We start from the raw sequence: 24556 nt of genomic DNA on the forward strand, positions 1-24556 counted from the left end.
CGCGCCCCGCGTGGACCCACCGCCACGCCTCGTGTCGCCGATGTGAGCCGTACCGCAGGACTCCGGGACACGAGAAGGGCCGCGCACGGTGGTTCAGGGCCCTGCTCGTTCACTGCCTTGCTCGTGGCCGCCGCCCCGGGGCGGGCGTCCGTCAACGCAACGGCGTGGCCTCGCCCTGGCCGACGGTGTGACGGTCGAACCAGGCCTGGGCCGCCGTGCGTTCGGCCTGGGTCGGCTTCGGGTTCAGCTGGTCCGGGTTGCGGATCAGGAAGTGGTCTCGGGCGGCTTGCAGTCCGATGGCGCGGGCCTCCGGCGACAGTCCGGGGTGGTCGGCGACGTCCATGGCTCGCTGCCACCAGCTCCGGCTGTGAGGGCTGATGGAGTAGTGCCACAGCGGCTGTTCGGCGTCGGCCACACCGATCAGCACCCGGCGCAGGACGTGACCGTTGATGCCCGGGGTGCCGAGCAGCCGGTCGGCCACGAGCAGCGGACGCTCCCCGTCGAGGCGGGCCCGGACCAGGACCCAGGTCATCAACTGGCCCACGTCGTGGGCGGGTGAGGTGACGAAGTCCCACAGCTCGGCGGCCTTGGCCTCGTCCGGGGCGCCGAGGTGGGTGAGGAGCCGCACCTTGTCCTTCCACACCGGCCGGGCTCCGTTCCACCAGGAGACCAGCTTTCCCGCGGCCGGATGGTCCAGGTCGAGGGCGAGGCAGGTCAAGGTGACGAGCGGGTGGCGCCACTCGGTGTACGTGGTCCGGTACGTCTTGGTGAGGTCCTTGAGCCGCCGCGGCAGCAGCGCCTCGACATCGGCCTCCGTGGCCCTGCCATGGGCGAGGAGGAGTTCGAGGCAGAAGCCGAGTCCCTGCAGACCGGTGGCCGGGTCGGCCACCCGCTCCCGCAACCAGCGCACATCGGTGTCGGTGAGCGTCCGGTACCGGTGCCACACGCGACTCAGCGCCCCCTCGGAGGCGGTGAGATCGGTGCCGGTGCCGGACAGAAGCCCGTCCCGGACGGCTTCGTAGCGCTCCACGGCGGCCAGCACCTCGGCGGTGTCGGTGCCGACGAGCACGGTACCGCCGGGCCGGAGCGCCTCCTCCCGTACGAGATCCACCTGGTCGCGGGCTGCGCCCGCCGCGAGGACGCGCAGGGCGTGGGGCAGCCGTTCGTCGGTGCCGAAGCGGACCGTCGAGAGCGCCGCGTAGGACAGGCCGGTGCGGTGGTCCGCCCCCGTCTCCCGGCGCCAGTCGGCCGTGACGGCCCCGATCAGCGCGTCGTACAACCCGCGCAGGGAAGTCTCAGGGGCGCCGGACGTGGCGAGTGCCGCCGCGAGGTCGGCGGCGGCCCGTACCGCGTCGGCCTCACGGAGCGACCGGTGCAACGCCAGCCAGGAGTGGACCGAAGCGCGGTCGCCCGCGAGCGCGAACTCCCGCACCGCGGCCAAGCCCCGCTCGGACGGCACCTGCCGCAGGACACCGGACGCCCCGGCGCCGAGGTCGGCGACCAGCTCCCACGCCTCCGCACGGCCGTGGCGCAGCAGCGCGTGGAGCAGTTCCCGCCAGGCACCCCACTCCGTCAGCGGCCCTTCACGCTCCAGCCGCCAGGCGGTCAGCAGCCGATCCGTCTCGTCGGGTGTGAGTTCGTCGCGCCGCTCCAGCGAGACCACGAACCGCGTCGCGGCGGAGAGGTCCAGGGGGTCGCGCAGCCGTTCGTGGAGCCACGCGGCCTCGGCCGGTGACAGCGGCCGGTACCGGAGGGAGGGAGCGCTGCGGTCCACCGGTTCGCCGAGTACCGCGAGGAACTGGCGTACACCGTCGGGGTCTTCGGGGTCGGGCAGGCCCGCCTCGTCCCGGGGGGTGATCCGGTCCAGCCGGAAGGCGCTCTTCGGCCCGCCGTCGACGACCCGGAAACCGGTCGGCCCCTCGCCGAGTCCGGCGGCGACGGCGGCGTGATCGCCGCCCCAGTGCAACAGCAGCTCGCCCGTCAGGGAGCCGGAGCGGTCGAAGGCATGCCGGTGGGACTGCCAGTGCCAGTACGCGAAGGAGGCGGGGCCACTGAGCCCCCTCGCCGCGAGGAGTTCCGCCGCGTCACCATGGCCGTCGGACTGGGTGTAGCGGGCCCGGTTCGGCGGCGGCAGCACGAAGAACCCGTCCCCCTCGAGCTCCCGCCACCAGGCCTTGATCGTGCCGAGGTCCGAGCGTCGCCGCGTCGTACGCTGCCCGGGCGGGGCGGTGTCGGGGCTGGTCACGTGCTGCTCCCTGGGTCTTCGGGATCCGTCCCGGACGAATCTTCCGTCCGGGACTCACCCTGTCACAGGGCTCTGACATCCCCTTCCGCGCTCGGTGCCGGTCTGCCACCTCTCAACGCGTATGCCTGCTTCAGGCGTTCTGCCGGTCCCTGCCTTCCGTTTCCTCATCCTCCGCTTGCGAGGGCGCCGTTCGAAGACACCGGGGTGGATCGTCTCCGCCTGGCCGTCGGTACGTCGTCGTGCGTTCGCCCTCCGTCCGGGGCGGGAGCAATGCCTGCTCCAGACCGTGGACTGCGCGGTCTTTGCGGAGGCGACTCCGCTGCGGCCCGGAACCAGGGCGGTCGGCTCAGTACCCGCTGATCCGGGCCACGAAGTATCCGGCGACGATCACCGAGCCCACGATAATGAAGCTGAGCCAGACGTAAGGGTGTTCCCATATACCGCCGTCGGGCTGTTCCTGATGCGCTTCGGCGATGGAGCCCTCGACGGGAGGGGTCTCGCCTGGGGGTACGAGTGGATGTGTCATATATCAACGGTCCGTCCGATGAGTGGGCGCCGCATCTCCGACGCGGACCTCGTAGCGGCCCCTGCGCGAATCGTTGACATGACCCTGCCCTGTAGCTAGCTTCACGAACAGTTCTCGTCCGCGCCCCCAGGTGCTCGCGGCCCAGGGGTCCCGTCCGTGCGTTCGCATCGCCAGGCGCCCCATCTCGACGATGCGACAACGTTGTCCAACTCGACTGCCGTCCAAGTGTCACGCCTCGCAGGAAGACAACGTTGTCAGTCTTCAGCTCCCGCTCCCGAGTAGAGGAGAAACCCGTGACACGACTGTCGAGACCCCCCGGAACGGCCGCGATCGGTTTATTCGCGGCCGCGGCACTGGCCATGGCCGGGCTGTGCGCACCCGTGTGGGCGGCCGGAAAGGCCGCGCTCGTCGCGTCTCCGGCCACCGTGGTCAACCCGTTCATCGGAACGTCGAACGAGGCCAACGACTTCCCCGGCGCCGACGTGCCGTTCGGCATGGTGCAGTGGAGCCCGGACACGCCGTCGCGGCCCCCCGGTGGCGGATACGAGTACAACGACTCGTCCATCACCGGCTTCAGCCTCACCCACATCGCCGGGCCCGGCTGCGGCGCGGCCGGCGACATACCCGTGCTGCCCACGGTCGGCACCGTGAACACCGGAGCGACGGACGCGTTCTCGCACGCCAACGAGTCGGCGTCCGCCGGTTCGTACAAGGTCGCGCTCAACAACCAGGTGACCACCGAACTGACCACCACGACACGCAGCGGGATGGCGCGCTTCACCTTCCCCTCGACCACCCAGGCCAACCTGATCTTCAAACTCACGGGCAGTCAGAACGGCGCCAGTGCGACGCAGTTCACCAAAGTCTCGAACACCGAGGTGAGCGGTCAGGTCACCAGCGGTCGCTTCTGCGGTGCGGGGAACACGTACACCGTGTACTTCGACATGGTCTTCGACCAGCCGTTCGCCTCGCAGGGCAGCTCGGTCGCCAAGACGCCGGCCGCCACCCCGGCGAAGCCGGGCACCGCGTCCAAGAACGCGGCCGAGAAGCCCAACAAGCCCGTGCTCCACGGCAAGATCCCCGCCCCCACCGCCCCGAAGACCGCCGAGGACAGCGCCTCTCCGAACGCCGCCGCCTCGAACGGCTACGTCACCTTCAACACCACGAGCAATCCGGTGGTGCAGGCCAAGGTCGGCATCTCCTACGTCTCGGTGGCCAACGCGACGGCCAACCGGGCCGCGGAGAACACGGGGTGGGACTTCACCGCGACCCGCACGGCCGCGCAGAACGCCTGGAACAGCGCACTGGGCAAGATACAGATCGCCGGCGGAACGGCGGCACAGCAACAGAGCTTCTACACCGCGCTCTACCACTCGCTGCTGCACCCGAACGTCATCAGCGACACCAACGGCCAGTACTACGGATTTGACGGCAGGACCCACACCGTGGACGCCGGCCACAAGGCCGCCTACGCCAACTACTCCGGCTGGGACATCTACCGTTCGCAGGCCCAACTGGAAGCGCTGGTCGCCCCCCAGGTCGCCTCGGACACGGCACAGTCGATGGTCGACGACTACGCCCAGACCGGGATCTTCCCCAAGTGGTCGGAGAACAACGGCGAGTCCTACGTGATGGTCGGTGACCCGGCGGACGCCATCCTCGCCGACTACTACGCCTTCGGCGCCAGGGACTTCGACACCGCGACCGCTCTGGCCGACATGGTCAGACAGGCGAGCACGACCAACAACGACCGGCCGGGCCTCAACTACCTGAACTCACCCGGATACATGCCGCACGACGGCAGCTACGGCTGCTGCAACTTCTACGGCCCCGTGGCCACGACGCTGGAGTACAACACCGCCGACTTCGCCATCTCCGCACTGGCCGGAGCGCTCGGCGACACCAACAACCAGAAGACGTACGCCAACCGTGCCCAGAACTGGCGCAACGTACTCAACCCGGCCTCCGGCTTCGTCGAGCCGCGCAACGCGAGCGGCTCCTGGACCGGCGGCTTCGACCCCACCAGCGGCACCGACATGGTCGAGGCCGACTCCTGGATCTACACCGGGATGATCCCGTTCAACATCACCGGCCTGGCGCGCGCCAAGGGCGGCAACACGGCGATGGGCCACTACCTGGACACCGTGCTGCGCAGCTACACCGGCGACAAGGGCTATGCGTGGGTCGGCAACGAACCCAGCATCGAACTGCCGTGGGAGTACGACTACATCGGGCAGCCCTACAAGACCCAGGGCACCGTCCGGGCGATCCAGCAGCAGATCTGGGCGAACACCCCCGGCGGGCTGGCCGACGGCAACGACGACCTCGGCGCGATGAGCGCGTGGTACGTGTGGTCCGCACTCGGCATGTTCCCCGAGACGCCCGGCACCTCCGACCTCGCCCTGGGCTCCCCCTTGTTCACCCAAGCCGTGATCACACTCCCCTCGGGCAACACACTGACGATCAACGGAAACGGCGCCGCCGACAACGCCCCCTACGTCCAGTCCGCGACGTGGAACGGCTCCGCCTGGAACAACGCCTACGCCCCCACCTCGGCGATCACCGCCGGCGGCACGCTGAACTACACCCTCGGGACCGGCGCCAACACCTCCTGGGCGACGGCCGCGTCCGCCGCTCCGCCCTCCTACGCGGGTGACACCCCGGCCCCGGCCTCGCCGCGGATCGGCCCCGTCACCTCCGCGGTGGCCTCGAACCTGTGCGTCGACGACGCCAGTTCCTCGACCACCGACGGCAACCACGTCCAGATCTGGACCTGCAACAACACCTACGCCCAGGACTGGATCGTCGCCGGCGACGGAACGGTCCGGACCCTCGGCAAATGCCTGGACGTCGACCACAGCGGCACCACGAACGGGACCCTGATCCAGCTGTGGACGTGCAACGGCACCGGCGCCCAGCAATGGACCGCGGGTGCCAACGGATCGCTGATCAACCCCCAGTCCAAGCTGTGCCTGGACGACCCCGGCTCCACGACGACGACCGGCACCCAACTCCAGCTCTACACCTGCAACGGCACGGCCGCCCAGAACTGGAAACTCCCGAGCTGAGCCACCGGCCACCCCGACACCCCCGGCGCACAGCCTCCGTATGCCCGGCCACGCGTGCGGGCATACGGAGGCGCGTCCGAGTTCGGCTCGCCCGCCTTGGCCGAGGTGCTCCTGGATCACAGGAGCCGGGGGCGTTACAGTACGCCCGAGCTGCTGGAGCTGTGCGATCTCGCGCGCCACTGGCAGGAGACGGGGTCGAGATCGAACCAAGGTCCATGTGTACGGGAGCGGGCCCGACTGCTTGGCGGCCGGTGCGGACCTGGTGCGGAAGGTCGCCGCCGCACACGGTGCGGCGCGGGCCCGCGCCGCCTGATTCCTCGGCCCGGACCAGCCCGAGGAGCGCTGCGCGAGGTCGGCGGTGCGGTGGGCCGGGTCACAGCAAGCTGCTCCAGTACGGCCAGAAGCGGGTGAGGACGAGCAGCGCGATCACCCCGTACCAGGCGCCGAGCAGCATCCAGTGCGTGTCCCGGACGATCACCAGCACACGGCGTGGAGCGGGCAGGATTCCGCGTTCCAGGCAGTGCACGGTGAGGTACCAGAACAGAGCGATGGTGGTGATCCACACACCGGCGCAGTAGGGGCAGATCTTGTTGAGTTCGTAGAGCGACTGCGCGATGAGCCAGTGGACGAACACCACTCCCAGCAGAGCCCCGGCGTCCAGCGCGAGCCAGAGCCCGCGGTGCAGTCGGGCGCCGGTGAGGACGGCCAGGCCCAGGGCGGCCACGGCGGCGAAGGCGCCCAGCCCGAGCAGCATGTTGGGGAAGCCGAACAGGCTGCCCTGCGAGCTGGACATGACACTGCCGCAGCTCACGACCGGGCTGATGTTGCACGGTGGTTGGTAGGTGGGGTCGCGGAGCAGTCGCCAGTCGTCCACGGTGAGCTGGAAGGAGGCGAGCCAGCCGATGATCCCGGTGAGGAGCATCACCAGGCCCGTCCGGCGGCCGGCGCCCGCTGTGCGGGTGCTCGCGGCGGTCGTGGACTGTGCCGAGAGCGCCGGACCGTGGCTCATTGGGTTCGCCCGGAGTGGGAGGTCCGCAGGGTCCGGCCCGCGGCCGTCGGGGCCGTCGCCGGCGCGGTCCGCCTGCGGTAGACCAGGTACGGCCGGGCGAGGTATCCGATCGGCGCGCTCCACACGTGCACGAGGCGGGTGAACGGCCAGGCGGCGAAGAGCAGACAGGCGCTCAGTGCGTGCAGCTGGAACAGCAGCGGGGCCCCGGAGATCGCCTCCGGCTGCGGCTGGAGAGTGAACAGGCCGCGGAACCATACGGAGACGGTGGAGCGGTAGTCGTAACCGGGGCCGAAGACGTTGTGCGTGGCGGTGGCGGTGATGCCCAGCAGCACGGTGGCGGACAGCAGCGGGAAGAGGACCTTGTCGCTGCGGTCGGTGCCCAGCCGGATCCGTCGGGTCAGCAGCCGTCGGGCGCACAGCATGCCGAGCCCCGCGACCATGGCGACGCCCGCCACGGAGCCCGCCCAGACGGCCGTGGTGTGGTACGCGTGCTCGGAGATGCCCGCGGCCTCGGTCCACGAATCGGGGACGGCGAGCCCCACGACATGTCCGCCGATCACCATGAAGGCACCCAGGTGGAACAGCGGGCTTGCCCAGCGCAGCCAGCGGTGTTCGAAGAGCTGGCTGGTGCGGGAGGTCCACCCGAACTGGTCCTGCCGGTAACGCCAGATGTGCCCGACCACGAACACCGCGAGACAGATGTACGGGACGGCGACCCACAGGAGCAGATCGGCGCCGCTCACGGGGGCGGCGGCCACGGGGAGGAGCGGGGCGTTCATCGGGGGCCTTCCGTACGGCTGGTCGGGTGGGCCGGCACACGGGTCGGCGGGGCGGGTATCGGGGGCACGAATGTGCCGGGAGGAGCGAACTCCCCCTCCCCGTAGGTCCCGTAGGGGTCGAGTCCGACCTCCTCGTCGGGCGGCCCCTCGGCGATCAGCTGGGCCACCGCGGCCCGGTCCGCCTCGGTGGGCGGCGGGAGCAGGGTGAGCAGTGCCCCCAGTACGTGCCGGTAGGGCGAGTCGGCGTCGTTCAGCGCCCGGTGGATCAGCTCCAGTCCGCGCCGGTGCTGACGCAGCGGTGCCTCGCCCGCGCCGGTGCCGGTGAGGGCGGCGAACTCCAGCACGACCGGGAGGTGGTCGGGCAGTTCACCCCCGTCGGTGTCCCAGCCGGCGGCCTTGTACCGCTGGTTCAGGGTGAGCAGGGCCATGCCGCGGCGGCGGGTGTCGCCGTGCAGGTAGTAGGTGAGGTAGAGGCTGCTCTTGCGCCGCAGGTCGAACATCTCGACGTAGTGGCGCTCCAGCGCGTCCGGTTCCTCCGAGGCGAGCCAGGCCGTGAAGGAGGCCAGATCCTCGGCGGCGGGTGAGGGGGGCAGAGACTCGACGGCTGCCGTCAGGACCGGCCGGGCGGTGGTGAGTTCGGCGTCCGGGTACTGGAGAAGCAGCGAGCACAGCCGCAGCAGCAGCGTGCGAGCCTCGGCCTCCTCCGGCGTGAGCCGTGCCGGGCGGCGTACGGCCGCCCGGACACGGGTGCGGACCAGGGCCGGGATGCTTGCGGGCAGGGGGCTCACGGTCGGTCTCCGGTGTTCTTGCGGCGCAGGGTGGGGATTCCGAGCATCACCCGTCCACCACCGGTGTCCTCCGGGGCGCCGGACGATTCGACCGGGCAGCGGTTCTCCATGGCGGTGAGGGCGGCGGCGTCCTCCTTGTGCGCGGCGGGGACGACATAGCGGTCGGCGTACTTCGCGATAGCGAGCAGGCGGTGCATGTCCTCCGCGTCCCGGGCGGTGAGGCCCACGGCCTTGAGCACCGCCTCGTCGCCCTCCTCGCCCAGGGTGCGCTCGCGCATGAAGGAGCGCAGCGCGGTGAGCTTCATCAGCACTCCGCCCACCACGTCGGCGTCCCCGGCCGTGAACAGCTCCGCCAGGTACTCCAGCGGGATGCGCAGCCGGGTGACGGCGGCGAAGACATGGTCGGGGTCGTCCTGGTTCCCGCCCGCCGCGTTTACGGCGTCCAGCACGGGCGACAGCGGGGGCACGTACCAGACCATCGGCAGGGTGCGGTACTCCGGGTGCAGCGGCAGTGCCACCTTGTACCGCATGACCAGGTCGTACACCGGGGAGCGGCGGGCCGCGTCCAGCCAGTCCTCGGGGATGCCGGACTCCCGTGCGGCCGCGATGACTTCGGGGTCGCGCGGGTCGAGGAAGACGCCGCGCTGGGCGTCCAGCAGGTCCTTCTCGTCAGGGGTGGCCGCGGCCTCGCCGACCCGGTCGGCGTCGTAGAGGAGCAGTCCGAGGTAGCGCAGTCGGCCGACACAGGTCTCGGAGCAGACGGTGGGCTGGCCGGCCTCGATGCGCGGGAAGCAGAAGGTGCACTTCTCGGCCTTGCCGGTGGCGTGGTTGACGTACACCTTCTTGTACGGGCACGCCGTCACGCACATCCGCCAGCCGCGGCAGCGGTCCTGGTCGACCAGGACGATGCCGTCCTCGACCCGCTTGTACATCGCGCCGGACGGACACGCCGACACACAGGCCGGGTTGAGGCAGTGCTCGCACAGGCGCGGGAGATGGAAGAGGAACGTCTGCTCGAACTCGAACTTGACCTTCTCGGCCCATTCCCCGCTGAGGTTGGGGTCGGCGCCGGCGTTCTCGCCCGCGCCGCCGAGGCCGTCCTCCCAGTTGGCGCCCCAGGTGATGGCGGTGGGCTTGCCGGTGAGGACCGAACGGGGGCGGGCCACCGGCATGTCCGGGCCCGCCGGGGCGCTGACCAGGTTGTCGTAGTCGTAGGTGACCGGCTCGTAGTAGTCCTCGATGGACGGCAGGTCGGGGTTGGAGAACAACGACAGCAGTCGCTTCAGGCGGCCCCCGGAGCGCAGGACGAGCCGTCCGCGCTTGTCGAGCATCCAGCCGCCCTTCCAGTGCTCCTGGTCCTCGTAACGGCGGGGGTAGCCGACGCCGGGCTTGGTCTCGACGTTGTTGAACCACGCGTACTCGACGCCGGCGCGGTTGGTCCACGTCTGCTTGCAGGTGACCGAGCAGGTGTGGCAGCCGATGCACTTGTCGAGGTTCATCACCATGGCGATCTGGGCCATGACGCGTCCGATGGTGGCTTCGCCACGGGGCATGTCAGTACTCCACTTGCTGGCTGCGACGGCGGATGACCGTGACCTCGTCGCGCTGGTTGCCGGTCGGGCCGTAGTAGTTGAAGGCGTACGTGAACTGGGCGTAGCCGCCCGCCAGATGCGTGGGCTTGATCAGCAGGCGGGTCAGGGAGTTGTGGATGCCGCCGCGCTTGCCGCTGACCTCGGTCTTCGGCACGTTCACGTTGCGGTCCTGGGCGTGGTACATGTACACCGTGCCCTCGGGCATGCGGTGGCTGACCACGGAGCGGGCGGCGACCACACCGTTGCGGTTGTACGCCTCGATCCACTCGTTGTCCTTGACGCCGATCTTCTCGGCGTCGGCGGTGGACATCCAGATGACCGGGCCGCCCCGTGACAGCGCCAGCATGTGCGCGTTGTCCTGGTAGTTGGAGTGGATGGACCACTTCGAGTGCGGGGTCAGATAGCGGACCGTGACCTCCGCCCGGCCGTCCTCGTGCAGCTGATCGTCTCCGTAGTGCTTGGGCGTGTTCAACGGGGGCCGGTAGACCGGGAGTTGTTCGCCGAACTCGGCCATCCAGTCGTGCTGGACGAAGAAGTGCTGCCGTCCGGTCAGGGTGTGCCAGGGCTTCTTGTGCTCGGTGTTGATGACGAACGCGGAGTAGCGCCGCCCGCCGGCCTCGCTGCCCGACCACTCGTACGACGTCATCACCGCGCGGGGCTGGGTGCGGGTGTCGGCGAACGTGATGCGCTCGCCCTCCCGTTCGGCGGCGAGTTCCACGAGGCCTTTGCTGCCCGTCTGCCGTTCCAGTTCGCGGAAGCCCTCGGTGGCCAGGCGCCCGTTGGTGGTGCCGGACAGGGCGAGGATCGCCTCGCACATGTCGGAGGCGGTGGCCAGCGAGGGACGCCCGGCGGCGACTCCGTCCCGGACGGTGCCGTTGCGGTGGCGCAGTTCCTCGATCTCCTGGTTCGGGTGGACGGTGACGCCCTTGGTGGTGGTGCCCAGGGTGTCGAGGAGCGGGCCGACGGCGCGCATCTTCTGCGCCACCGCCGCGTAGTCCCGCTCGATGACCACCAGTTTCGGCATGGTCCGGCCGGGGATCGGCTCGCACTCACCGGCCTTCCAGTCCCGTACCACCCCGCCGGGCTGGGCGAGTTCGTCCGGGGTGTCGTGCAGCAGCGGTACGGCCAGGACGTCGGTGCGGGTGCCGAGGTGCTCACCGGCCAGTTCGCTGAACCTGTCGGCGATGGTCAGGAACGTGTCGTAGTCGGTGCGGGCCTGCCAGGGCGGGGCGATGGCCGGGGTGAAGGCGTGCACGAAGGGGTGCATGTCCGTGCTGGACAGGTCGTCCTTCTCGTACCAGGTGGCGGCCGGCAGGACGACGTCGGAGAGCAGGCTGGTCGAGGTCATCCGGAAGTCCATGGTGACCAGCAGGTCGAGCTTGCCCTCGGGGGCCTCCTCCCGCCACACCACGTCCTGCGGGCGTGCCTCGGGCGGGGTCTCCTCGGAGCGGACCGCCGCGTCCGTGCCCAGCAGATGGCGCAGGAAGTACTCGTTGCCCTTGCCGGAGGAGCCCAGCAGGTTGGCCCGCCACACCGTCAGTACGCGGGGAAAGTTGGCCGGGTCGTCGGGGTCCTCGGCGGCGAACCGCAGCCGCCCGGACTTGAGTTCGTCGACGATGTGCTCGGCGACCGGGCGCCCGGCGGCGGCCGCCTCGTCGGTGAGGTCGAGCGGGTTGCGGTTGAAGCCGGGGTGACCGGGGGTCCAGCCCATCCGGATCGCCTGGGCCAGACAGTCGGCGGTGGACTTGCCCGCGAAGCGGCCCTCGCCCAGCGGCGACGCCAACTCGTCCGGCCCGATGGCCTCGTAGCGCCACTGGTCGGTGTTGAGGTACCAGTACGAGGTGCCGGCCATGTGCCGCGTGGGCCGCTGCCAGTCGAAGGCGAACGACAGGTGCTGCTGACCTGTGACCGGGCGGACCTTCTCCTGCCCGACGTAATGCGCCCAGCCGCCGCCGTTGACGCCCTGGCAGCCGGTCATGGTGGTCAGCGCGAGAAAGGCCCGGTAGATGGTGTCGGAGTGGAACCAGTGGTTGGTGCCCGCGCCCATCGCGATCATCGAACGGCCGCCTGTGCGCTCGGCGTTGCGGGCGAACTCCCGGGCGATCCGGGCCGCCTGCTCGGCCGGGACCGAGGTGATCGTCTCCTGCCAGGCCGGTGTGTACGGCTCGGACGCGTCCTCGTACGACGAGGGCCATGAGCCCGGCAGGCCGGGGCGGGCCACGCCGTACTGGGCCAGCATCAGATCGAACACCGTGGTCACGAGCCGCCCGCCGATCCTGCGGACGGGAACCCCGCGCACCATCGTCGAGCCACCCTCGGTGGCGCCCTCGTCGAACCGGGGCAGCGCGACGGCGACGGTGTCCTCGGCCCGCTCCAGCAGACTCAACTCGGGTACGACATCGCCCAGTTCGAGGTTCCAACGGCCCGCGCCCGTCTCTCCCCACCGGAAGCCGAGCGAACCGTTCGGCACGACGGGTTCACCGGTCACGCTGTCCAGGAGAACGGTCTTGGACCCCGCGTTCTCCTCGGTCCCCTCGTCGTGCCCGAGGTCGGCGGCGGTCAGGAACCCGTCCGGCACCAGCCCCAGCTCGTGCTCGCGCAGGGTCACCAGGAACGGAGCGTCTGTGAACGTCCTCAAGTACTCCTGGAAGTACGGCACTTCACGGTCGACCAGGAACTCGCGCAGGATCACTTGGCCCATCGCCATCGCCAGCGCCCCGTCCGTTCCAGGATGCGGGGAGAGCCATTCGTCGGCGTGCTTGACGTTGTCGGCGTAGTCGGGGCTGACCGCGACGACCTTCGTGCCGTTGTAGCGGGTCTCGGTGAGGAAGTGCGCGTCGGGCGTGCGGGTGACGGGGATGTTGGAGCCCCACATCACCAGGTAGCCGGCGTTCCACCAGTCGGCGGCCTCGGGGACGTCGGTCTGGTCGCCGAAGACCTGCGGGGAGGCGACCGGCAGGTCGGCGTACCAGTCGTAGAACGACAGCAGCGTGCCGCCGATCAGCGACATGAACCGGGTGCCGGCCGCGAACGACGCCATCGACATCGCCGGGATCGGGGAGAAGCCCGCCACCCGGTCCGGACCGTAGGCCTTGACCGTGTGGACGTGGGCGGCGGCGACCAGCTCGCTCACCTCGTCCCAGTCGGCGCGCACCAGACCGCCCTTGCCGCGGGCCCGCTTGTACGCCCGCGCCTTCGCCGGGTCGGAGGTGATCTCCGCCCAGGCGGCGACCGGGTCGCCGAGCCGCTTGCGTGCCTCGCGCCACATCTTCAGCAGCGTGCCGCGCACATACGGGTAGCGGACCCGGCTGGGGGAGTAGGTGTACCAGGAGAACGACGCTCCGCGCGGGCAGCCGCGCGGCTCGTACTCGGGGCAGTCCGTGCCGATCGACGGGTAGTCGGTGGCCTGGTGCTCCCAGGTGATGATGCCGTCCTTGACGTACACCATCCACGAGCAGGACCCGGTGCAGTTGACGCCGTGCGTGGACCGTACGACCTTGTCGTGCGCCCACCGGTCGCGGTAGAAACCCTCCCACTTCGGGTCGCCCTCGCCGAACACGGCGCGGCCGTCGGCCGACACCTCGCGGCGGGTGAGCAGCCGCCGGGCGGCCAGCGGCCAGCTCTCACCGGCGCGCGACGCCTGCCCTCGTACGTTCTGATCGTTCTCCATGGCTGGGACGCTAGGTGCCACGGACCTCGGCGCACCTGGGTCCGGCGGTCCCTGCCGGACCGCTTTCCGGCCCACTCCGGACGGCCGCAACAGGGCCGAACGGCCCCTGTGCCGGGTCCGGTCGGCGGCGGCCGGCACCGGACAGACGGGACACATGCCAACCGGACACGATGGGCACATGCCGGCCGTCACCACCGACGGCCTGGACCTCTCCGCCGACTTCTCCACCGGCTGGCAGCCACGCACCGCCGACCTGGCCGCCGCGCCGGGCGGTACGGTGCACAGGGCCGAGCTGCACGCCGCTCACACCGAGATCGAGGTGGCCCCGGGCGTGAAGCAGCGGATGTGGACCTTCGGCGGCACCGCGCCGGGCCCCACCCTGCACGGCAAGGTCGGCGACGTCTTCGAGGTCACCCTCGTCAACGACGACACCGGCATGGGCCACGGCATCGACTTCCACTCCGGCTCTCTCGCACCCGACACGTCCATGCGCACGATCCAGCCCGGCGAGCGCCTGGTCTACCGCTTCCGCGCCGAGAGGGCCGGAGCCTGGCTGTTCCACCTTGCTTTCGGGCAGGGTGCCCGGTCCTTCAGGGGCGGGGTGAATGCCCGTTCCCTCGGAGCGGGTCGGGGGGAAGCCGAATCGCCGGCAGGGCGATTCGGCGTCTCGGGCGAGACGGCGGCGAGACGGATCTTGAGCAGGTGCGGCAACTCGGAGTCGACGGTGGTCGCTTGACGGTGGCTGACGATCGGTGGTCGGGCAGGTCGGTGGCCGGGGTGGTCACTCGCACGGGTGATGTCGGTCGATGGTGTGGGCGGTCGGGGAACGCGTTGGCTAGGTTCACGGTCATGGCACGGTTTCGGATGTGCCCGACGAGTGAGCAGGCGGGCGTCATGCTCGGCCACTGTGCGCACGCCCGGTACGTCTGGAACCTTGCTGTCGAGCAGCACGCGCACTGGTACAAAGGCCGCGGGGCGGCGCCCGGCTTCGCCGAGCAGTGCCGTCAGCTCACCGAGGCCCGGCGTGACAACGCATGGCTGCCGCGGGCAATGCCGATGTGCAGCAGCAGGCACTGAAGGACTTCGCCAAAGCCAAGAACGCCATGTTCGCCTCCGGATTTGGTGAGCCGACCTGGCGCAGGAAGCACGTGCACGAGGGTTTCCGCGTGATCGGCACGGACCGTATCGGGGAGTTCGAGGCGGATGGTTCACCGAAGCTGAACGCCAGGGGCAGGCAGGTCATGGGCCGCTCGGTGGTGATGCAGAAGCTCAGTCGGCGGTGGGCGCGGGTGAAGGTGCCCGGCTGTGGCTGGGTCCGCTTCCGGCTCAGCCGCAACGGCAAGGGCTCTGAACTGCCGAAGGCGAAGACGTTCCGTGTCACCTGCCGCAACGGCCGGTGGCATATCGCGTTCGCCGTCGTCCCCGCACCCGTCGAGGCGCCCGGCACGGGCGAGATCATCGGCATCGACCGAGGCGTGAGGATCACCGCTGCCCTCTCCGACGGGCGGAAGTTGAACTGCCCGCAGCTCACCGTGAAGGAACGCGCGCAGGTCCGTAAACACCAGCGCCGGGCCGCCCGCGCCCCCAAGGGTAGTGAGCGCAAGGCCGCCGAGCACGCGAAGGCCGCCAGGCTCAAGGCCCGCGAAGCAAACCGGCGCAAGGACTGGTGCGAGAAGACCAGCACGATGTTGGCCCGCAGCTACGCCCTGGTGCGGTTCGAGAAACTGAACATCAAGAACATGACCCGCTCGGCCAAGGGCACCGTGGCAGAACCCGGCAAGAAGGTCGCCCAGAAGACCGGCCTGAACCAGGCGATCCTGGCCCAGGGCTGGGGCCTGCTCCGGCAACGCACCGGACCCAAGGCCCCCGGCCGCATCGAGGACGTCCCCGCCCCCTACACCAGTCTGCGCTGCAGTGCCTGCGGTTGGATCGACAAGAACTCGCGCAAGAGCCAAGCCGAGTTCGTCTGCTCCTCCTGCGGCTTTACCTGCAACGCCGACACCAACGCAGCAGCCAACGTCGCGGCAGGACAGGGCGGGATCCCCCGCCCCCGGCGAACAGCCGGTGCCGGAGGGGTGACAACGGCCACCGGCCATTCGAACACCCGTGAACCCCAACCCGTACGGGTCGGAATCCCCCTCTTTCAAGAGGGGGAGGATGTCAAGAATACGTACTGGTCTCCTCCGAGCTCTACCTCGGTACGCCGGGCAGCACCGCCCAGGTGACGAAGATGCGCCAGGACACCCCGGACGCCTGGGTGTTCAACGGCGTTGCCGACCAGTACACCCAGCGGCCCCTGAAAGCAAGGGCCGGTGAACGGGCGCGCTTCTGGGTGGTCGCCGCCGGGCCGAGCGACGGCATCGCCTTCCACATCGTCGGCACCGTCTTCGACACCGTGTACAAGGAGGGCGCCTACCTGCTCCGGCCGGACCAGCCGGGCGGCTCCCAAGTGCTCGACCTGGGCACGGCGCAGGGCGGCTTCGTCGAGACGACGTTCCCCGAGGCCGGCCACTACGCCTTCGTCGACCACGACATGCGCCACGCCGAGGCCGGCGCACACGGCATGGTGGAGGTGAGCGGCTGATGGACACCGTCGGCTGGTGGTCCCTGGTGCGCTTCGCGCATGTGACCGGCGCCGTCCTGTGGGTCGGCGGGCAACTGGCCCTGTCCCTGGTGATCCTGCCGCTGGCCCGCCGTCTGCTCCCTCCGGAGGCCAAGGACCGCTTCACCTCCGCGGCGGGGCGCCGGTTCGGGATGCTGACCGGCGCGGTGTTCCTTCCGGTGCAGCTGTGCACGGGCTGGGCCATGGCCTGGCACCGGGGCGTCACCTGGTCCTCGCTCGCCGAGCCCGGCTACGGCCGCACCCTGTCGGCCAAACTCGCCCTGTTCGCCGTGGTGATGATCGCCGCGGCGGGCCACGGCATCGCCCAGGCCAGGGGCCGCCCGGATCTGGCCCGTTCCCTGGCGGTCGTCTCCCTCGTCGGCTCGCTCGGCGTCGTCCTGCTCGCCACCGCCCTGCCCACTACCTGAACCGACCCGGCCCATCCGCTGTGCGGGGGACGGCCGAAGCGACTCACCGAACGTGTGGCTCTATGCGGTCGCTGACTGTTCGGCCCCGCGCGGCCGACCCCTGAAGGGATTCCAGCGCCGCTTTCGGGGTGGGAGGGGAACGAGGGCCGGCGAGGGGACCCCCAGTGCGGCCAGTCGGGAAAGGAGCGCTGTCTCCTGCTCTTGAGTGACGGCGACGCACAGGGAGGTGCCCGTGTCGGCCGCGCTGAATATCGAGCGGTCGCCCTGCCGTCCTTCCGCGTTGATCGTGTAGGGAGCCAGGTCCAGGAGCAGGCCGAACTGCTCGTCGTCGCGCACGTCGATGCCGATCGCCATGCCGAGGTCGTTCCGCCGGGAGCGGGTGCCGTCGGTGACCTCCTCACGGGCGAGAGACAACGCGCTTTCATAGGAGGTCAGTACGGCGGGCGGCCAGGCTTCGTCGCTGTAGGCGTCGAGGTCGGCCGAGTCGATGTCGGAGCGCAGGACACGGAGCGCCTCGCGGTGAACGCGCTGGACGTCGGCCGGACTCAGGCCGTCAGCGATGACGAACTCGTTCCGCGGGACGCCCTGTCGGCTGGTCATGGACGACACCTTATTCGCTGCCGGGGGCTCGTCCGGCAGGGTGAGCAGCGGCGACGCGGCGGTGATGCCGGTGATCACCGCGACCGTCGTGGCCGTCGAGAACTCTCGCCGCGCCGTCCTCCTCGCCGATCGAGGCCGCATGGCCCGCAGTGTGGGGCCGTTCAACCCTCCTCTTGAAGGGGTCGACGTCGGAGGGTTGACGCAACGGAGGAATACGCTGCGAAGGAGCCTCGATGCAGACCCGGAAATCCGACGCCGCAACGGTTCATGCCCTGCTGGCCGCGGCGGTGGCGGCGCCGTCGATACACAACACGCAACCCTGGCGGTTCGGCCTGGACCCGGACACCGGACTGATCCAGGTCCGTCTTGACCGACGCCGACCGCTGCCCAGGGCGGATCCCCGGCTGCGCGCCCAGCACCTGTCCGTGGGCGCGGCCGTCTTCAACCTCCGGGTGGCGGCTGAGCATCTCGGCTGGGATCCGGTCGTCCGGCTCTGTCCGGCCCCGGACGATCCGGACCTGCTGGCCACCGTGCGGCTGGCTCGGCCTGTCGCTGACGCGCAGTTGCCCTTGCGTGATCTGTACGAGCAGATCGAGCGTCGACACACGAGCAGGATGCCCTTCACCGGTCGCCCGGTGCCGGAGCCGATCGTGTTCGAGATGACGAGTTCGGCTCGGGCCGAGGGCGCGCACCTGGAGGTTCCCGACATCATCGGCACCCGGCGTCTGCTGCGCCTGACGCAGGCGGCCGAGGCCCGTAACGCCGCCGACCCGGCTCGCGCGGACGAGGAGCGCACCTGGATCACCGTGCCGGGAGGCGACGCGACGTACGGCGTTCCGATCACAGCCCTGGGCGCGCGGGACGTGTCCGGCCGGATGCCGGTGCGTGACTTCACCGGCGGCCTGTCCGTGCCGCGGCTGCCGGCCCTGCGTTTCGAACGCCACGCCCAGGTGGCCCTGCTGTGGACGCCCTACGACTGGCGGGAGGACTGGCTGAGAGCAGGGCAGGCCCTGGAGCGGGTGCTGCTCGCGGCGACCCGGCGCGGGGTGCGTACCTCGGTGCTGCACCAGGCGATGGAGTGGCCGGACCTGCGGGCGGCTATGGCCGGAGCGAAGCGGCGGTGCGGCCCGCAGGTGCTCATCCGCTTCGGGTACGGCACCGACGGGGGCCCCACACCGCGTGCCTGCGCAGACCTCGTACCGGGTTCTGACACGAGGCCGGATCCGGAAGATCGCTCGCATCGATACTGACATCCGGACCGATACGTGGACCGGGCGGACGTACTGACTGCGCCCGGTGGCCTGCGCCGACGGGTGCCGTCACTCCGCTCCGATTGCTCCCCTGAGGTCGCGGCCGGTGGCCATCTCGGATTCGATCCGGACGAATACGTCGTTCCGCAAGGGCGTCCAAGATGTCGGGCCGACCTGCGACAGCCGTTCGTGCTCGGCGGGGTCGGTCACGACGGTGGCCCGTCCGGTGACGACCACGCTCCAGCCGGACCGGGTCTCCGCATCGAACGCGTCCGCCTCGAACGCGACCACTGCGCCCTCGATCGCGCGGATGAGTTCCGAGTCCGACGAGGTGCGCAGCAGGACAGAGCTGTCCGTGTCCAGGCGGAAGTTGACGGGAAGGACCGCGGGCAGTGCCTGCCGGGTGTACACCACGCGGCCGACCGGGACCTTCGCCAGGAGGCGAAGGCACTCCTGCCGGTCGAGTTCGTGCAAGGCGTCGTCCTGGGACATCGAAGCATCGTCTCTCCGTCTGCCCAGGACCGTGTAGGGCCGGGCGGCCCTGGTCCGGGGCAGGCGAAGGGGGCCTTGTGGCGGAACGGCCGGGTCATCATCAGGGACCGTCCGACCGGGAGGCAGGGACTCATGGCCCCATGTACGGGGAGGGACGCGGGCCCATGGTGGTCGGTGGGGTTCCGGCCCGCCGGCGAGAGGCCTGCGGTGCCTGGGGAATCCCGGTGCTGCGGCACCACCGTGAGAGGGAGGGGATGGACAGCATGGTCCAGCCATTGAAGTCGAAGGGCGGCAGCTCGCCGTCGGAGGCCCCGGTGTCCCGGCAGGCGTGGCTGATGCTGGCTCTGGCCACCGTCGGCTTTGCCGTGAACTTCTGGGCCTGGGCCCTGGTCAGCCCGCTCGGTCCCCGGTTCAAGGACACACTCGAACTGTCGTCGTTCCAGCAGTCGCTGCTGGTGGCGGTGCCCGTCGTGGTCGGCTCCCTGGGCCGTGTCCCGGTGGGCGCGCTGACCGACCGGTACGGCGGTCGCATCATGTTCCCGACCGTGTCGGCCGTCACCATCCTGCCGGTGCTCTACCTCGGCCTGGCCGGACACTCTTCCCTCACCGCGCTGCTGACCGGCGGGTTCTTCCTCGGCGTCGGTGGCACCACCTTCGCCGTCGGCGTGCCCCTGGTGAACGCCTGGTTCCCGCCCGAGCGGCGAGGTCTGGCCATCGGCATCTTCGGCGCCGGTATGGGCGGCACCGCCATCAGCGCCCTGACCACCGTGAAGCTGGTCGACGCGCACGGTACGACCACACCGTTCCTGATCACCGCCGCGGTCCTGGCCGTCTACGCCGTCCTCGCCGCGCTGCTGCTGCGCGACGCACCCGGCCGTACCGTCCCGACCGAGCCCCTGGGCCGCCGGCTGGCCGCCACCGCCCGTTTGAGCATCACGTGGCAGGCGTCCGCGCTCTACGCCGTGGCCTTCGGCGGCTATGTCGCCTTCTCCGTCTACCTGCCCACCTACCTCAAGACCGGCTACGGCCTGACCCAGGCGGACGCCGCGAACCGCATGGCCGGGTTCGTGCTCCTCGCGGTGGCGATGCGCCCGATGGGTGGCTGGCTGTCGGACCGTATCGGCCCGGTTCGGGTGGTGGCCGGCTCGCTGGCCGTGGTGGTGGCGGGAGCGCTCGTGCAGTCGGCCACACCGGCGCTGGCGCCGCTGGGGACCGTCGCCTTCCTCGCCATGGCGGCCGCGCTCGGTGCGGCCAGCGGAGCGGTCTTCGCCCTGGTGGCGTTGCTGACCCCGGCCGACCAGGTCGGCTCGGTCACCGGTGTGGTCGGTGCCGCGGGCGGCCTCGGCGGCTTCCTGCCGCCCCTGCTGATGGGTTCGCTGTACGGCGCGTACGGCACGTACGCGGCCGGTCTCGCCCTGCTCGCGGTCGTGGCCGCCGTGGCGCTGATCTACACGCTGACCGGTGTTCGCGCCGCCGTAGAAGCCCGCGGGAGCACGCCGGGCACCACAGGCGCGGGCGAGCACCGCACCGTCGGCCACCCGGCCTGACGGCGAACGGACGAGACCGACGGCAACGAAGGACAGGGAGAAGAACGGTGTGTGAGTACTGCGGCTGCCAGTCCCTGGCGACGATCGACGAGCTGACCCGCGAACACGACGAGGTCGTCCGCCTGATCAGCCACCTCCGCCCCGCTCACCAGGAGGGTGGCGCGGCGGCGATGGCGCAGGTGGCCCGGGAGATCGCGACCGTGCTCGGCCCGCACACCCAGGTGGAGGAACGGGGTCTGTTCCCCGCCCTGGCCGAGGACTTCCCCGAGCAGATCGCCGCCCTGGAGGCGGAACACCGTCGCATCGAGTCCGTGCTGGCGGAGGCCGCCGACGGGGCCGTATCCCCTGACCCGACCTGGCCGGACCGTCTGACGGAGGCGATGGCGATGCTGCGCGATCACATCCTCAAGGAACAGGACGGCGTCTTCCCGGCCGCGCTGGCCAACCTGGGCACCGAGGACTGGGAAGCGGTCGAGGCCGTGCGCGGCTTGGCGGGCGGCGCCCTGGTCCGGCCGACCACCTGACCCGGGCGGTGCTCCCGAGCCGTCGGGAGCCCATCACAGATCCCGCGTCTTTCACTCCACGAGTGAGGGGCGCGGGATCCGTCTGTGCGGGCGGGACGCACCGCCACCGGGGCAGCGGCCCCGGCGGACGGGTGACGTTCACCGAGCCACAACTCCATCGTGGTGCCACTGTTGACGTCAGCACGTCCTCGGCACCTGCCGGACCAGCGGCACTCCTTCTTCCGGACGGCCCCCACCGACGCCTTCGGCGGCCTGCCGGCCGCCTGGAACCGCGAAGAGGACCTGACCGCCGCACCGTTCGAGTCGTGGGCCGCGGGGTTGTGCGGCCGGTGAGGCCGGGGGTCAGTTCTGGTTCACCGGCCAGACCGCCGCCGGGTCGCAGTGGTCCGGACACGCCAGCAGGTAGACCTCGTTGCCCAGGAACAGGCTGTAGGTGTCGGCACCGACACTGTACGGCTGCTCGGGCAGGCCGGGGTGAACGGCGAACTCCATGCTCTCCGGCACCTGGCAGAGATACACCAGGTCGGATCCGCACGCGCACCTGTAGTACTCGGGGTCCTGTGCCCAGGACGGCGTGCCACCGACCTTGAACGACTGGGCCCCGAGCCCGTGCGGGCCGGGGGTGTCCACGAAGGGCCGCAGCGTCAGCGGCATTGCGCGCAGGGACGGTTCGGCCTCCGGCGTCGGCAGCGCCGCGTGGCGCTGGAGCAGTACGCGCCAGAACGGACTCGGGTAGGGCGGCTGCGGAGCGTCCCAGTACCGGGGCACGAGCCGGCCGTCGGCCAACTCCGGGTCGGACGCGTCGTTGTGGGCACGGCAGTGGAAGACCAGCAGGTGGTCTCCACCGAAGTGCCGAATGTCCACGGGCAGGTCGAGTTGGAAGAACAGAGCCATCCGCTCGCCGCAGAAGCACTCGGGCCAGCCGTCGGCGTCGTCGAGGAAGGGCCGGCCGCCCACTGAATTCCGCGTCGGCCGGTCCAGCGGCTCGGTCCCGACCTCGATCGCGTAGGCGGGCGACACCGCCTGCGTCGTCCATGCACTGCTTTCGGCCATTCGCTCACCCTAGAGACTGTCCCATGACCCGCTGCCTGCGGGTGGGACGGCCTTGGCGCGAGGCACCCGATTACCTGGACAGGTGGAGCACCTGCCCGATCCGTGCGGCACCGGTGATGTCGACCGGCGGACTCGGCGAACCGTGGGAACTCTGGCCTGTGCCGGTGGTGACCGTGGAGGGAAAGCCCAGCGCGTCGCCCGTGTCGACGTCGACACGGGTGGTGCCGTGACGGGCGAACAGGTGGGCGGCCAGGCAGGCCGGGCTGTTCACGTTGGCGATGTCCTCGGGCACGCCGATCGATGGAGCGAACATGCGGGCCTCGACCCGGGCCGTGGCCGACACGGGGGAGTGGGCGAAGCAGCCCGGCAGGCCCAGACGGTCACACGCGGCGGCGAGCCGGTCGGGAGCGGGGGACACGGCTGCGAGAGCGGATCGGTCGGTGACGGGGATCAGCAGTCGCGGACGTCCCAGCGTGGCGACGCAGGCCCCTGAGGACACCGCCGCGGGGAGCCCCAGAACGGGGAGAAGGAGCGCGAGTTCCCGTGGCGTGGGCTCACGCAGGTCGATCGGCCCGGCCTCGAAGATGACATGGACGGACGACGAGGTCCCGCGGACCGCACGCCCCTTGACGACTCGTCCGGACACCCGCACATCGACCCGGCACTCCTTGCGGCCCGCATGTGCCGCAAGGAAGGCCGGCGCCGCCACGGTCCCGTGGCCGCACGCGGGCAGTTCCCCCTCCCTGGTGAAGAAGCGCGCCGAGACCACAGGTTGTTCGTGCGCCCGACCGTCCGGCGGAGAGCGGTCGTCCGACAGGAAGACCGCGTGAGAGGTGCCGGCCGGCGCGGGCACGCGGCGTCGCTCGTCGTCGGTCGAGGGGCTGCCGGCCCGGACGGAGAGCCCCTCGTCCACGACCGCCGTCGGGCTGCCGCCACGGCCCTCGCGCAGGCATGCCCGCACGAGCGTGACGGCAAGGCCGTCCGGACCGCGGACGACCAGGACGGGCGACGACTCATCGCGAGCGGGGGAGGAAGTCGGCGAACTCCGGTGCGCCGGGCTCGTGCGGCAGGCGCGCGGCTCGCGCGGCGAAGCTGACGGCGTGGTACCAGCCGCACAGCAGGAGCAGGTCCAGCAACTGGAGGTCGTCGAACGCCGATGCGAGCCGTGCCCACAGCGCGTCGTGGATGTCGGAGCGCTCGTGCAGAGCGTCGACGGCCAGGATGAGCAGCCGTTCCCGCTCGGACGTCCAGCACGCGTCGGAGGGACCGCCGTGAACCAGCGACGCCGTCTGCTCGTGGGTGAGGCCGGCCCGCTCGGCGTACGTCATCACGTGCACGCCCCATTCGTAGGCGCAGCCGCACCGCGCGCACGTCCGGTCGATGACGATCTCGCGTTCCCGCAGGGTGAGGGTCAGCTGCCGGCCCAGCTCGTAGCGGCCCCAGCCGTGCATGGCGCCGGTCATCGGGAGGTTTCTGGCGAACATCCGGAACAGCCCGATCGGCGGATCTCCGCCGGGCATCATCCGCGCGAACAGCGCGTCGGCCTGGTCGGTGTACGGCGGCTCCAGCGGGGTTATCCGCGGCATCGGCTCTCCCGGTAGACGTTGTTTCGAAATCAGAAACGCGCGGTCGCCGATGCTAGTGTTTCGAATAACGAAACGCAAGGAGGGTCATGTCGACACCGCGCCCAGGAGCGCCGGTTCGCGGCTCCGCGACCGGCCGCCCGATCATGGCCGCGATGGACCTGTTCGGCCGTCGCTGGGCACTGCGCATCCTCTGGGAGCTGCGTGAGGGGCCGCTCGGTGCCCGCGCGCTGCTGGCGCGGTGTGAGGGCCTGTCGTCCAGCGTCCTCTACCAGCGGCTCCGTGAACTCACGTCGAGCGGGATCGTCGCCGGCTCGCCCGACGGCTACGGGCTCACCCGCCTGGGAGCAGCCCTCGGTGACGCACTCCGCCCACTCGACGACTGGGCGACCGTGTGGGCCCGGACGCAGGCGCAAGCGCAGGGCGGCCAGGATTCCGTGGAGGCGTGAGGTGCCCGGCGAATCGGACCGCCCCGGTGGCGGGCCGGAGGGTGGACGGGCCCTTGCGGGGCGGTGGAGGACCGCATCTCGGTAATGTGGTTGAAACATGCCTAAAGCGGGCATATCGCGAAACTTGGGAGAGGAGCAGGGAGATGCGTCGAGAGTTGGTGCAGAAGAAGCACGAAAAGAAGTCCGAGCCCCATGGTCGCGCGCCCGAGGAGATGCCCGGGGAGACGGAACAGCGTCCGCGCCCCGAGGTCCGCAAAGACATCGCGCGAACGTGGTGGCCGGACGGGTAGTCCGGCAGGCGCACGGGGCCGCTTCAGGAGCATGCCGGGGCTGCCGGGGCACGTGAACCGG

24 protein-coding genes are annotated in these 24556 nt (G+C 70.6%); 12 read left to right on the forward strand and 12 right to left on the reverse strand.

All coding sequences use genetic code 11. The features are described from left to right. Positions 1-151 precede the first annotated feature (151 nt). Positions 152-2245, reverse strand: a complete 2094-nt coding sequence (locus tag OG780_RS40755) for a hypothetical protein (protein ID WP_328456921.1) — start codon at positions 2243-2245, stop codon at positions 152-154. A 346-nt stretch (positions 2246-2591) separates the two neighbouring features. Then, positions 2592-2771, reverse strand: a complete 180-nt coding sequence (locus OG780_RS40760; protein WP_328456923.1) for a DUF6480 family protein — start codon at positions 2769-2771, stop codon at positions 2592-2594. A gap of 359 nt (positions 2772-3130) precedes the next feature. Here OG780_RS40760 and OG780_RS40765 point away from each other — a divergent pair, with 359 nt between their 5' ends. Then, positions 3131-5839 (forward strand): lectin, encoded by a 2709-nt coding sequence (locus OG780_RS40765; protein ID WP_328456925.1) that lies wholly within the window; start codon positions 3131-3133, stop codon positions 5837-5839. A 373-nt stretch (positions 5840-6212) separates the two neighbouring features. Here OG780_RS40765 and OG780_RS40770 read toward each other — a convergent pair whose 3' ends face one another. From OG780_RS40770 to OG780_RS40790, 5 genes are read right to left on the reverse strand one after another with little or no spacing between them, the layout of a single operon-like run. Then, on the reverse strand, positions 6213-6848 hold the full coding sequence (locus OG780_RS40770) for a vitamin K epoxide reductase family protein (RefSeq protein WP_328456927.1): 636 nt from the start codon (positions 6846-6848) through the stop codon (positions 6213-6215). Further along, on the reverse strand, positions 6845-7627 hold the full coding sequence (narI, locus tag OG780_RS40775) for a respiratory nitrate reductase subunit gamma (RefSeq protein ID WP_328456929.1): 783 nt from the start codon (positions 7625-7627) through the stop codon (positions 6845-6847). Before narI ends, OG780_RS40770 begins: the two co-directional genes overlap by 4 nt. After that, positions 7624-8415: a nitrate reductase molybdenum cofactor assembly chaperone gene (gene narJ, locus OG780_RS40780; RefSeq protein WP_328456931.1), complete on the reverse strand. Its 792-nt coding sequence runs from the start codon at positions 8413-8415 to the stop codon at positions 7624-7626. Before narJ ends, narI begins: the two co-directional genes overlap by 4 nt. Next, positions 8412-9968: a nitrate reductase subunit beta gene (narH, locus tag OG780_RS40785; RefSeq protein ID WP_328456933.1), complete on the reverse strand. Its 1557-nt coding sequence runs from the start codon at positions 9966-9968 to the stop codon at positions 8412-8414. The genes narJ and narH overlap by 4 nt, the downstream gene beginning before the upstream one ends. A gap of 1 nt (position 9969) precedes the next feature. Continuing rightward, positions 9970-13677, reverse strand: coding sequence for a nitrate reductase subunit alpha (locus tag OG780_RS40790; RefSeq protein ID WP_328456935.1), 3708 nt, complete (start codon positions 13675-13677; stop codon positions 9970-9972). Between the two features lie 178 nt (positions 13678-13855). Between OG780_RS40790 and OG780_RS40795 the strand changes: the two genes are divergently transcribed. The 5 genes from OG780_RS40795 to OG780_RS40815 all read left to right on the forward strand — a co-directional run bounded on the left by OG780_RS40795 (position 13856) and on the right by OG780_RS40815 (position 16707). Next, entirely contained in the window at positions 13856-14413 is a 558-nt protein-coding gene (locus OG780_RS40795) for a multicopper oxidase domain-containing protein (protein WP_328456937.1), read from the forward strand. Between the two features lie 113 nt (positions 14414-14526). Next, positions 14527-14754, forward strand: a complete 228-nt coding sequence (locus OG780_RS40800; protein WP_328456939.1) for a helix-turn-helix domain-containing protein — start codon at positions 14527-14529, stop codon at positions 14752-14754. Next, positions 14736-15902: an RNA-guided endonuclease InsQ/TnpB family protein gene (locus OG780_RS40805; RefSeq protein WP_328456941.1), complete on the forward strand. Its 1167-nt coding sequence runs from the start codon at positions 14736-14738 to the stop codon at positions 15900-15902. Before OG780_RS40800 ends, OG780_RS40805 begins: the two co-directional genes overlap by 19 nt. Positions 15903-15907: 5 nt before the next feature. Then, a complete protein-coding gene (locus tag OG780_RS40810; protein ID WP_328456943.1) occupies positions 15908-16261 on the forward strand; it encodes a hypothetical protein in 354 nt (117 codons plus the stop codon). Then, positions 16261-16707, forward strand: coding sequence for a hypothetical protein (locus OG780_RS40815; protein ID WP_328456945.1), 447 nt, complete (start codon positions 16261-16263; stop codon positions 16705-16707). Before OG780_RS40810 ends, OG780_RS40815 begins: the two co-directional genes overlap by 1 nt. A 60-nt stretch (positions 16708-16767) precedes the next feature. On the opposite strand, the gene OG780_RS40820 is transcribed toward OG780_RS40815, so the two are convergent. Continuing rightward, on the reverse strand, positions 16768-17448 hold the full coding sequence (locus OG780_RS40820; protein WP_328456947.1) for a hypothetical protein: 681 nt from the start codon (positions 17446-17448) through the stop codon (positions 16768-16770). A 92-nt stretch (positions 17449-17540) separates the two neighbouring features. Between OG780_RS40820 and OG780_RS40825 the strand changes: the two genes are divergently transcribed. Beyond that, on the forward strand, positions 17541-18557 hold the full coding sequence (locus tag OG780_RS40825) for an Acg family FMN-binding oxidoreductase (protein WP_328456949.1): 1017 nt from the start codon (positions 17541-17543) through the stop codon (positions 18555-18557). A gap of 69 nt (positions 18558-18626) precedes the next feature. On the opposite strand, the gene OG780_RS40830 is transcribed toward OG780_RS40825, so the two are convergent. Next, complete coding sequence (locus OG780_RS40830) at positions 18627-19049, reverse strand: pyridoxamine 5'-phosphate oxidase family protein (RefSeq protein ID WP_328456950.1); 423 nt, start codon at positions 19047-19049, stop codon at positions 18627-18629. Positions 19050-19312: 263 nt separating this feature from the next. Here OG780_RS40830 and OG780_RS40835 point away from each other — a divergent pair, with 263 nt between their 5' ends. The 3 genes from OG780_RS40835 to OG780_RS40845 all read left to right on the forward strand — a co-directional run bounded on the left by OG780_RS40835 (position 19313) and on the right by OG780_RS40845 (position 21453). Continuing rightward, a complete protein-coding gene (locus OG780_RS40835; RefSeq protein WP_443062274.1) occupies positions 19313-20596 on the forward strand; it encodes a nitrate/nitrite transporter in 1284 nt (427 codons plus the stop codon). 47 nt (positions 20597-20643) lie between these two features. After that, on the forward strand, positions 20644-21120 hold the full coding sequence (locus tag OG780_RS40840) for a hemerythrin domain-containing protein (RefSeq protein ID WP_328456952.1): 477 nt from the start codon (positions 20644-20646) through the stop codon (positions 21118-21120). 171 nt (positions 21121-21291) lie between these two features. Further along, positions 21292-21453 (forward strand): hypothetical protein, encoded by a 162-nt coding sequence (locus OG780_RS40845; protein ID WP_328456954.1) that lies wholly within the window; start codon positions 21292-21294, stop codon positions 21451-21453. A gap of 9 nt (positions 21454-21462) precedes the next feature. On the opposite strand, the gene OG780_RS40850 is transcribed toward OG780_RS40845, so the two are convergent. From OG780_RS40850 to OG780_RS40860, 3 genes are all read right to left on the reverse strand, one after another. Next, entirely contained in the window at positions 21463-22173 is a 711-nt protein-coding gene (locus OG780_RS40850) for a hypothetical protein (protein WP_328456956.1), read from the reverse strand. A 70-nt stretch (positions 22174-22243) separates the two neighbouring features. Continuing rightward, a complete protein-coding gene (locus tag OG780_RS40855; protein ID WP_328456958.1) occupies positions 22244-23134 on the reverse strand; it encodes a PhzF family phenazine biosynthesis protein in 891 nt (296 codons plus the stop codon). A 52-nt stretch (positions 23135-23186) separates the two neighbouring features. Then, entirely contained in the window at positions 23187-23759 is a 573-nt protein-coding gene (locus tag OG780_RS40860; RefSeq protein WP_328456960.1) for a carboxymuconolactone decarboxylase family protein, read from the reverse strand. Between the two features lie 143 nt (positions 23760-23902). Here OG780_RS40860 and OG780_RS40865 point away from each other — a divergent pair, with 143 nt between their 5' ends. Continuing rightward, a complete protein-coding gene (locus OG780_RS40865) occupies positions 23903-24205 on the forward strand; it encodes a winged helix-turn-helix transcriptional regulator (protein ID WP_328458723.1) in 303 nt (100 codons plus the stop codon). 143 nt (positions 24206-24348) lie between these two features. Next, positions 24349-24495 (forward strand): hypothetical protein, encoded by a 147-nt coding sequence (locus OG780_RS40870; RefSeq protein WP_328456962.1) that lies wholly within the window; start codon positions 24349-24351, stop codon positions 24493-24495. Positions 24496-24556 lie beyond the last annotated feature (61 nt).

Source organism: Streptomyces sp. NBC_00386 (assembly GCF_036063235.1).
Taxonomy (GTDB): Bacteria; Actinomycetota; Actinomycetes; order Streptomycetales; family Streptomycetaceae; genus Streptomyces.

Excerpts from the sequence above, each read along its gene's own strand:
- OG780_RS40760 (WP_328456923.1), bottom strand. The coding sequence starts at position 2,771 with ATGACACATCCACTCGTACCCCCAGGCGAGACCCCTCCCGTCGAGGGC.
- OG780_RS40765 (WP_328456925.1), top strand. The coding sequence starts at position 3,131 with ATGGCCGGGCTGTGCGCACCCGTGTGGGCGGCCGGAAAGGCCGCGCTC.
- OG780_RS40770 (WP_328456927.1), bottom strand. The coding sequence starts at position 6,848 with ATGAGCCACGGTCCGGCGCTCTCGGCACAGTCCACGACCGCCGCGAGC.
- narI (WP_328456929.1), bottom strand. The coding sequence starts at position 7,627 with ATGAACGCCCCGCTCCTCCCCGTGGCCGCCGCCCCCGTGAGCGGCGCC.
- narH (WP_328456933.1), bottom strand. The coding sequence starts at position 9,968 with ATGCCCCGTGGCGAAGCCACCATCGGACGCGTCATGGCCCAGATCGCC.
- OG780_RS40790 (WP_328456935.1), bottom strand. The coding sequence starts at position 13,677 with ATGGAGAACGATCAGAACGTACGAGGGCAGGCGTCGCGCGCCGGTGAG.
- OG780_RS40795 (WP_328456937.1), top strand. The coding sequence starts at position 13,856 with ATGCCGGCCGTCACCACCGACGGCCTGGACCTCTCCGCCGACTTCTCC.
- OG780_RS40800 (WP_328456939.1), top strand. The coding sequence starts at position 14,527 with ATGGCACGGTTTCGGATGTGCCCGACGAGTGAGCAGGCGGGCGTCATG.
- OG780_RS40810 (WP_328456943.1), top strand. The coding sequence starts at position 15,908 with ATGCGCCAGGACACCCCGGACGCCTGGGTGTTCAACGGCGTTGCCGAC.
- OG780_RS40815 (WP_328456945.1), top strand. The coding sequence starts at position 16,261 with ATGGACACCGTCGGCTGGTGGTCCCTGGTGCGCTTCGCGCATGTGACC.
- OG780_RS40820 (WP_328456947.1), bottom strand. The coding sequence starts at position 17,448 with ATGCGGCCTCGATCGGCGAGGAGGACGGCGCGGCGAGAGTTCTCGACG.
- OG780_RS40825 (WP_328456949.1), top strand. The coding sequence starts at position 17,541 with ATGCAGACCCGGAAATCCGACGCCGCAACGGTTCATGCCCTGCTGGCC.
- OG780_RS40830 (WP_328456950.1), bottom strand. The coding sequence starts at position 19,049 with ATGTCCCAGGACGACGCCTTGCACGAACTCGACCGGCAGGAGTGCCTT.
- OG780_RS40835 (WP_443062274.1), top strand. The coding sequence starts at position 19,313 with ATGGTCCAGCCATTGAAGTCGAAGGGCGGCAGCTCGCCGTCGGAGGCC.
- OG780_RS40850 (WP_328456956.1), bottom strand. The coding sequence starts at position 22,173 with ATGGCCGAAAGCAGTGCATGGACGACGCAGGCGGTGTCGCCCGCCTAC.
- OG780_RS40860 (WP_328456960.1), bottom strand. The coding sequence starts at position 23,759 with ATGCCGCGGATAACCCCGCTGGAGCCGCCGTACACCGACCAGGCCGAC.
- OG780_RS40865 (WP_328458723.1), top strand. The coding sequence starts at position 23,903 with ATGGCCGCGATGGACCTGTTCGGCCGTCGCTGGGCACTGCGCATCCTC.
- OG780_RS40870 (WP_328456962.1), top strand. The coding sequence starts at position 24,349 with ATGCGTCGAGAGTTGGTGCAGAAGAAGCACGAAAAGAAGTCCGAGCCC.